Annotated in this window: 9 protein-coding genes; 8 read left to right on the forward strand and 1 reads right to left on the reverse strand. The window is 74.3% G+C overall.

The window, feature by feature from the left end:
• The 5 genes from RKE29_RS26725 to RKE29_RS26745 form a co-directional block, all read left to right on the forward strand.
• On the forward strand, positions 1–214 hold a 214-nt coding region (locus tag RKE29_RS26725; protein WP_312008231.1), incomplete at its 5' end, for a hypothetical protein.
• Positions 211–1,908, forward strand: coding sequence for an AMP-binding protein (locus RKE29_RS26730; RefSeq protein ID WP_312008232.1), 1,698 nt, complete (start codon positions 211–213; stop codon positions 1,906–1,908). The genes RKE29_RS26725 and RKE29_RS26730, both read left to right, overlap by 4 nt.
• Complete coding sequence (locus RKE29_RS26735) at positions 1,905–3,521, forward strand: AMP-binding protein (RefSeq protein WP_312008233.1); 1,617 nt, start codon at positions 1,905–1,907, stop codon at positions 3,519–3,521. The genes RKE29_RS26730 and RKE29_RS26735 overlap by 4 nt, the downstream gene beginning before the upstream one ends.
• Positions 3,522–3,608: 87 nt before the next feature.
• A complete protein-coding gene (locus tag RKE29_RS26740; RefSeq protein ID WP_312008234.1) occupies positions 3,609–3,893 on the forward strand; it encodes a thiamine-binding protein in 285 nt (94 codons plus the stop codon).
• Positions 3,890–4,276, forward strand: a complete 387-nt coding sequence (locus RKE29_RS26745; protein ID WP_312008235.1) for a helix-turn-helix domain-containing protein — start codon at positions 3,890–3,892, stop codon at positions 4,274–4,276. The genes RKE29_RS26740 and RKE29_RS26745 overlap by 4 nt, the downstream gene beginning before the upstream one ends.
• 120 nt (positions 4,277–4,396) lie before the next feature.
• Here RKE29_RS26745 and RKE29_RS26750 read toward each other — a convergent pair whose 3' ends face one another.
• Positions 4,397–4,663, reverse strand: coding sequence for a hypothetical protein (locus tag RKE29_RS26750; protein WP_312008236.1), 267 nt, complete (start codon positions 4,661–4,663; stop codon positions 4,397–4,399).
• Positions 4,664–4,824: 161 nt separating this feature from the next.
• Between RKE29_RS26750 and RKE29_RS26755 the strand changes: the two genes are divergently transcribed.
• The 3 genes from RKE29_RS26755 to pucL are packed head-to-tail and all read left to right on the forward strand — an operon-like array spanning position 4,825 to position 6,619.
• On the forward strand, positions 4,825–5,364 hold the full coding sequence (locus RKE29_RS26755; protein ID WP_312008237.1) for a 2-oxo-4-hydroxy-4-carboxy-5-ureidoimidazoline decarboxylase: 540 nt from the start codon (positions 4,825–4,827) through the stop codon (positions 5,362–5,364).
• Complete coding sequence (locus RKE29_RS26760) at positions 5,361–5,678, forward strand: hydroxyisourate hydrolase (protein WP_312008238.1); 318 nt, start codon at positions 5,361–5,363, stop codon at positions 5,676–5,678. The genes RKE29_RS26755 and RKE29_RS26760 overlap by 4 nt, the downstream gene beginning before the upstream one ends.
• A gap of 5 nt (positions 5,679–5,683) precedes the next feature.
• The gene (gene pucL, locus RKE29_RS26765) at positions 5,684–6,619 is read left to right on the forward strand and encodes a factor-independent urate hydroxylase (RefSeq protein ID WP_312008239.1); all 936 of its coding nucleotides are present in this window, start codon (positions 5,684–5,686) and stop codon (positions 6,617–6,619) included.
• Positions 6,620–6,738: the final 119 nt, after the last annotated feature.

The raw sequence follows: 6,738 nt of genomic DNA on the forward strand, positions 1-6,738 counted from the left end.
GCCCCACGGCCGGCGCGCCCACGCGCCGGCCGCCTCCGGCCGGTTAGCGGCACCACTTTGCGAGGCCGTCGCCGAGGACGCCGCCGTCCCCGCCGCCGACCCGGCGCGCCCGGCCCTGCCGCGGACGCCCCCCGGGTTCGGCACCATCCGCCGATCCGAGCCGCGCGAGCACCCCGCGCGCGGCGGCGACGAGTATTCCGAGGAGACCTCATGACCGAGCTTGACACCCGCCCGCGCTCGCGGGGGGATCTCACGGCCGACCTGCCGGTCCAGACCGGCCGCCCCCGGCTGTCGTACGACAGCGGAGTGGGCGACATCCCGCTGCTCGGCGACACCGTCGGGGCCGGCCTGGCCCGGACCGTCGAGCGGTTCGGGGACCGTGAGGCGCTGGTCGACGCGGCGAGCGGCCGCCGCTGGACGTACGCCGAGTTCGGCACGGCCGTCGAGGAGGTCGCGCTGGGGCTGCTCGCCAAGGGCGTCGCCAAGGGCGACCGGGTCGGCATCTGGGCCGTCAACTGCCCGGAGTGGGTGCTGACCCAGTACGCGGCGGCGCGGGTCGGCGCCATCATGGTCAACCTCAACCCGGCCTACCGGGTGCACGAACTGCGCTACGTGCTGCGGCAGTCCGGGGTCTCCGTGCTGATCTCCAGCACCGACGACCGGTCAGGCGACTACCGCCGCATGGTCGAGCAGGTGCGCGGCGAGTGCCCGCTGCTGCGCGACGTCGTCTACATCGGCGACCGCACCTGGGACGGCCTGGTGCGCGCGGGAGCGGACGTGCCGCGCGGCCGGCTGGCCGAGCGGGAGGCGCGGCTGTCGTGCGACGACCCGGTCAGCATCCAGTACACCTCCGGCGCCACCGGCTTCCCCAAGGGCGCCGTGCTCTCCCACCACAACATCCTCAACAACGGCTTCTCGGTGGGCGACACGATGGCCTACACGGCCGAGGACCGCATCTGCGTGCCCGTGCCCTTCCACCACTCCTTCGGCATGGTGATGGGCAACCTGGGCGCCACCACGCACGGCGCGTGCGTGGTCATCCCCGCGCCCGTCTTCGACCCGGCCGCCACGCTGGCCGCCGTGCAGGCCGAGCGGTGCACCGTGCTGTACGGGGTGCCCACCATGTTCGCCGCCGAGTTGGCCCTGCCCGGCTTCGGCGACTACGACCTGACCAGCCTGCGCACCGGCATCGTCGCCGGGTCGCCGTGCCCGGCCGAGGTGGTCAAGCGCGTCATCGCCGAGATGCACATGACCGGGGTGTCGATCTGCTACGGCATGACCGAGACCTCCCCGGTGTCCCTCCAGACCCGCGCGGACGACGACATCGACCGCCGCACCGGCACCGTCGGCCGGGCGGTCCCGCACATCGAGATCAAGATCGTGGACCCGGTGACCGGCGTGACCGTGCCCCGCGGCACCCGAGGCGAGCTGTGCACCCGCGGCTACTCGGTGATGCTCGGCTACTGGCAGGAGGCGGAGCTGACCGCCCAGGCCATCGACGCGGCCCGCTGGATGCACACCGGCGACCTGGCGATCATGGGCGAGGACGGGTACGTCCAGATCGTCGGCCGCATCAAGGACATGATCATCCGCGGCGGGGTGAACGTGTACCCGCGCGAGATCGAGGAGTTCCTGCACACCCACCCCAAGATCTCCGAGGTGCAGGTGGTCGGCGTGCCCGACGAGACGCACGGCGAGGAGATCCTGGCGTGCGTCATCCTCCGCGACGGCGCGGGGCCGCTCAGCCGCGACGAGCTGGCCCGCTTCTGCCGCGGCCGGCTCGCCCACTACAAGATCCCCCGGTACCTGCGCGTCATGGACTCCTTCCCCACCACCGTCAGCGGCAAGGTCCGCAAGGTCGAGCTGCGCGAGGCCGGCGCGCGCGAACTCGCTCTGGAGCCGCGATGACGGCCCCGTCCTACGCCTCCGGCCGGGGCGGCCCGGCCCTGCTCGGCGACACCGTCGGCGCCCGGCTGGCCCGTACGGTCCAGCGGTTCGGCTCCCGCGAGGCGCTGGTCGACGCGGTCGGCGGGCGCCGCTGGACCTGGGCCGAGCTGGGCCGGGACGTGGACGCGCTCGCGGGCGGGCTGCTGGCCCGCGGCGTGCTCAAGGGCGACCGGGTCGCCCTGTGGGCGCCGGGCGTCGCGGAGACGGTGCTCGTGCAGCTCGCCGCGGCCCGCGCGGGCGCCGTCCTGGTCAGCCTCAACCCCGCCTACGGCTCCCACGAGCTGGCGTACGCGCTGACCCAGTCCGGCGCCGGCGTGCTGGTCGCCGCGCCCGCCTTCGAGGGCGAGGACCGCCGGGCCGTGCTGGCCCGGGTGGGGGCCGCCTGTCCGGCGCTGCACGAGGTGCTGGTGCTGGGCACCCCCGAGTGGGAGGCGCTGCCGCGCCACGCCGACCACGCGGGGCTCGGCGCCCTCGCCGCCCGGGAGGCCGAGCTGAGCTGCGACGACCCGGCCGCCATCCTGTACACCTCCGGCACCACCGGCACGCCCAAGGGCGCGGTGCTCTCGCACCACAACGTGCTGAACAACGCGTACCTGACCGGGGCGCTGCTCGGGCACACCGAGCGCGACCGGGTCTGCCTGCCGGTGCCGCTGCACCACACCTTCGGCATGGTGCTCGGCGTCCTGGGCGCCGTGGCGCACGGCGCGTGCGCGGTGCTGCCGGCGCCTTCCTTCGACCCGGCCGCCACGCTGCGCGCCGTGGCCGGGGAGCGCTGTACGTCGCTGTTCGGGGTGCCGACGATGTTCCGCGCCGAGCTGAACGTGCCCGACCTGGCCACGTACGACCTCACGTCGCTGCGCACGGGGATCACGGGCGGCTCGCCGTGCCCGCCCGAGGTGCTGAAGCGTGTCATGTCCGAGCTCCACATGGCCGACGTCGCCGTCGCCTACGGCATGACCGAGACCTCGCCGGTGGCCACCCTGACCCGCCGCGGTGACGACGCCGAGCGCCGCGCCGGCACGGTCGGCGAGGTCCTGCCGCACGTCGAGGTCAAGGTGACCGACCCGGTCACCGGGCTCACGGTGCCCCGCGGCGGCCGGGGCGAGCTGTGCGTGCGCGGCCACGGCGTCATGCTCGGCTACTGGCAGGAGCCGGAGCGCACGTCCGAGGTCGTGGACGCGGCGCGCTGGATGCACACCGGCGACCTCGCGGAGATGGGCGAGGACGGGTACGTCCGGATCGTGGGCCGCATCAAGGACATGATCATCCGGGACGGGGAGAGCATCTCGCCGCGGGAGATCGAGGAGTTCCTGTACGCGCACCCGAAGATCGCCGACGTGCAGGTGGTCGGCGTGCCGGACGAGGCGCACGGCGAGGAGGTGGTGGCCTGCGTGATCCTCGCCGACGGCGCCGGGGACCTGACCGCCGAGGAGGTCGACGGCTTCTGCCGCGGCCGGCTCGCCCGCTTCAAGATCCCACGGCGGGTGCGGGTGATGGCCGAGTTCCCGCTGACGTCGAGCGGCAAGATCCGCAAGGCGGTGCTGCGGGAGGCGCTGACGCGCGAACCGGTGTAGGACGGGGGCCGGGCGCCTCACGCGGGCCCCGCGGCGTCCGCCCGGCCCGTACGTCCCGCGGGACGGCCCAGGGTCTAGGTTGGCGCTGTGAGACTCAGGGTTGACTTCACCACCGAGCCGTTCGACCTCGAAGAGCTGCCGCGGCACGCCCTGGTGGCCCGCGAGGTCGTACGGGCCGCCGAGCTGGACGCGGTCGACGTCGGCCCCTTCGGCAACACCGCGGAAGGGCCGGCGGAGACCGTGCTGGCCGCCGTGCGGGAGCTGCTGCGCGCCACGCTCCAGGCCGGGGCGACCCGCGTCTCGCTCCAGGTCAACGTCCTGCCGCAGGACGCGCCGGGCGGCGACCCGGGCGGCGCGGAGGGCGCGCCGTGACCGGGCCGGACGACCACCCGTTCGCGGCGGCGGTCAAGCCGCTGGTCGACGCCATGGGCGGCGAGCTGATCCCGCCCGAGCGCGCCGCGGAGGACGACGTCGTGCTGTCCTGGGAGGGCCGGGCGGTGGTCGCCGTACGGCTGCCGCACCTGGCGGAGTCCCTCGACCGCATCCTCGCCGACCTGCGGCGCCGGCACGGCAGGCCGCTCGCGGACCTGGACCGCGAGACCAAGCAGTCGATCGTGCGCATGCTGGAGCAGCGCGGCGCGTTCTCCGTACGGCACGGCGTGGAGACCGTGGCGAGCGCGCTCGGCGTGAGCCGCTTCACCGTCTACAACTACCTCAACCGGGAAACCGGCAGCGGTCCGCAACGCCCCAGGTAGGAGGCTGTGCGGCGAGGCGGCCGGACCCGCGGAGGGCCCGGCCGTCCACCTGGCGGTGTATCACCTTTTTCGGCCGGGAGCGGTCGCCCCGCAGGGACGCTGAGCGGGGCGACCGGCCGCTCACAGCTCAGGGCAGAAGCAGACCCAGCCGCCGTGTACGTGGATACAGAAACATCCCCCCTCGACGTTGCGCGCCGCGAGGTCCTTGTCGTCGTCGAGCGACACCATGACCTGCATGGTGGTCTCGTACGGGCCGCTCTTGCCCGCCTGCTGCTGCTTCGCGGCCCCTTGCAGCGCCCGCGCGATCAGCATGCGTCCGATGTGCTCGGGGGTGTTGATCTCGGCGATCGCCTCGCCTGCGGTCTGCTGCTGCATGCTCGTGGCCATGGCGGTATCCCTTTCTTCGACGTCCGGGCCACCGTGGAGCTTCCCCGCGCGTCCGGATGATCGGCGGCGCGCGGCCGGAAGTCATCCGATCGGATCAACGGCGCCCTGGGCGCTCCCATGGTTTCAACAAACTGTTGACACGGCGTGGTAGCTTCTGCGCTGTGACTGCGAGCGCCACGCCGGGGCTGGCCCGGCTCAACGCGGCGGACGCCACCGGCGCCGCCGCCCTGCTGCGCGAGGTGTGCGCCAGCCGGGAGTGGTGCGCGGCGGTGGCCGCCGGGCGGCCCTACGACGGCCTGCCCGCCCTGCTCGCCGCGGGCGGCCGGGCCACGGCGGGCCTGTCCGACGACGGCCTCGCCGAGGCGGTCGCCGGGCACCCGCCCATCGGCCGCCCCGGCGGCGGCGCCTCCGCGCGCGAGCAGAGCGGCGTGCAGGAGTCCGAGCGCGCCGACCTGCTCGCCCTGAACCTCGCGTACCAGGAGCGGCACGGCCACGTCTTCCTGATCTGCGCCACCGGCCGCACCGGCGCGGAGGTGCGCGCCGCCCTGCTCGCGCGCATCGGCAACGACGCGGACACCGAGCGGGAGATCGTCCGCGCGGAACTGGGAGAGATCAACCGCATCCGGCTCGCCCGGCTCGCCGCGGACCCCGGCGCCGAGGCCGCCCCGGACCCGTACGACCCTGTGGAGGACCCGCGATGACGACCTCCGTGTCCACCCACGTCCTGGACACCGGCGCCGGCCGGCCCGCCGCGGGCGTCGGCGTGGTGCTGTCGGTGCGCACCGGCCCGCACGAGCCCTGGGCCGCGCACGCCGCCGCCACCACGGACGCCGACGGCCGGTGCGCGGGCCTGCCTCCGCTGCCGCCCGGGGCCACGCACGCGCGGCTGGAGTTCGCGGTCGGCGGGCCGTTCTTCCCGGAGGTCACGGCGGCCTTCGCCGTCGAGCCGGGCCGGCACTACCACGTGCCGCTGCTGCTCAGCCCGTACGGCTACTCCGTCTACCGAGGGAGCTGACCGCCATGGTGAACACCACGGACCCGGCCGCCGTGCCCTCGCCGCCCGCCGGGCGCGCGGTGCTCGGCCAGAACCAGTACGGCAAGGCCGAGACCCGCGTCGTACGGGTCACCCGGGACGGCCGCACCCACCGCGTCCGCGACCTGAACGTGTCCATCGCGCTGACCGGCGCCATGGACGAGGTCCACCTCTCCGGCAGCAACGCCAACGTGCTGCCCACCGACACCGCCAAGAACACCGTCTACGCCTTCGCCCGGCGGCACGGCGTCGCCTCGCCCGAGGACTTCGGCGCCCTGCTCGCCCGCCACTTCGTCACCAGCCAGGAGGCCGTCACCACCGCGCGCGTGCGGCTGGCGGAGTACGCGTGGGAGCGCATCGGGTCGGCGCAGGACGGCACCGGGCACTCCTTCGTCCGCGCGGGGCGGGAGACCCGCACCGCGCAGGTCGGCTACGACGGCGAGCGGTTCGAGGTCGTCTCGGGCCTGACCGGACTGACCGTCATGAACACCACCGACTCGGAGTTCCGCGGCTTCGTGACGGACCCGTACACCACGCTGCGGGAGACCGGCGACCGGGTGCTGGCCACCGACGTCACCGCCCGCTGGCGCGCCGCCTGGGACGGCGCCGCCGGGCAGCCCGCGCCCGACTGGGACCGCGGCTATGCCGAGGTGCGCGAGGACCTGCTGCGGGCGTTCGCCGGGACGTACTCGCGCTCCCTCCAGCAGACCCTGTACGCGATGGGCGCGCGCGTGGTCGAGGCCCGGCCCTGGGTCGAGGAGATCCGCCTGTCGCTGCCCAACAAGCACCACTTCCTGGTGGACCTGGAACCCTTCGGGCTGACGAACGACAACGAGGTCTACCACGCGGCCGACCGCCCCTACGGCCTCATCGAGGCCACCGTGCTGCGCGAGGGCACCCGGCCGCGCATCCCCACCGACTAAAGGCTGTGCCGTAACCCCTGGTGGATCAGCGAGCGGCGTCAGATGCGGTCAATCGCAAGGCGGCGAGGCGTCCGAATAGTGATTCTGTTCGGACGTTTCGCCAACGCCGCGAGTGGCCG

The organism is Streptomyces sp. B1866 (assembly GCF_031932565.1).
Classification (GTDB): Bacteria; Actinomycetota; Actinomycetes; order Streptomycetales; family Streptomycetaceae; genus Streptomyces.

What these genes read in the sequence shown, in the direction of transcription:
- RKE29_RS26730 (WP_312008232.1), top strand. Translation starts at nt 211, where the DNA reads ATGACCGAGCTTGACACCCGCCCGCGCTCGCGGGGGGATCTCACGGCC.
- RKE29_RS26735 (WP_312008233.1), top strand. Translation starts at nt 1,905, where the DNA reads ATGACGGCCCCGTCCTACGCCTCCGGCCGGGGCGGCCCGGCCCTGCTC.
- RKE29_RS26750 (WP_312008236.1), bottom strand. Translation starts at nt 4,663, where the DNA reads ATGGCCACGAGCATGCAGCAGCAGACCGCAGGCGAGGCGATCGCCGAG.
- RKE29_RS26760 (WP_312008238.1), top strand. Translation starts at nt 5,361, where the DNA reads ATGACGACCTCCGTGTCCACCCACGTCCTGGACACCGGCGCCGGCCGG.
- pucL (WP_312008239.1), top strand. Translation starts at nt 5,684, where the DNA reads ATGGTGAACACCACGGACCCGGCCGCCGTGCCCTCGCCGCCCGCCGGG.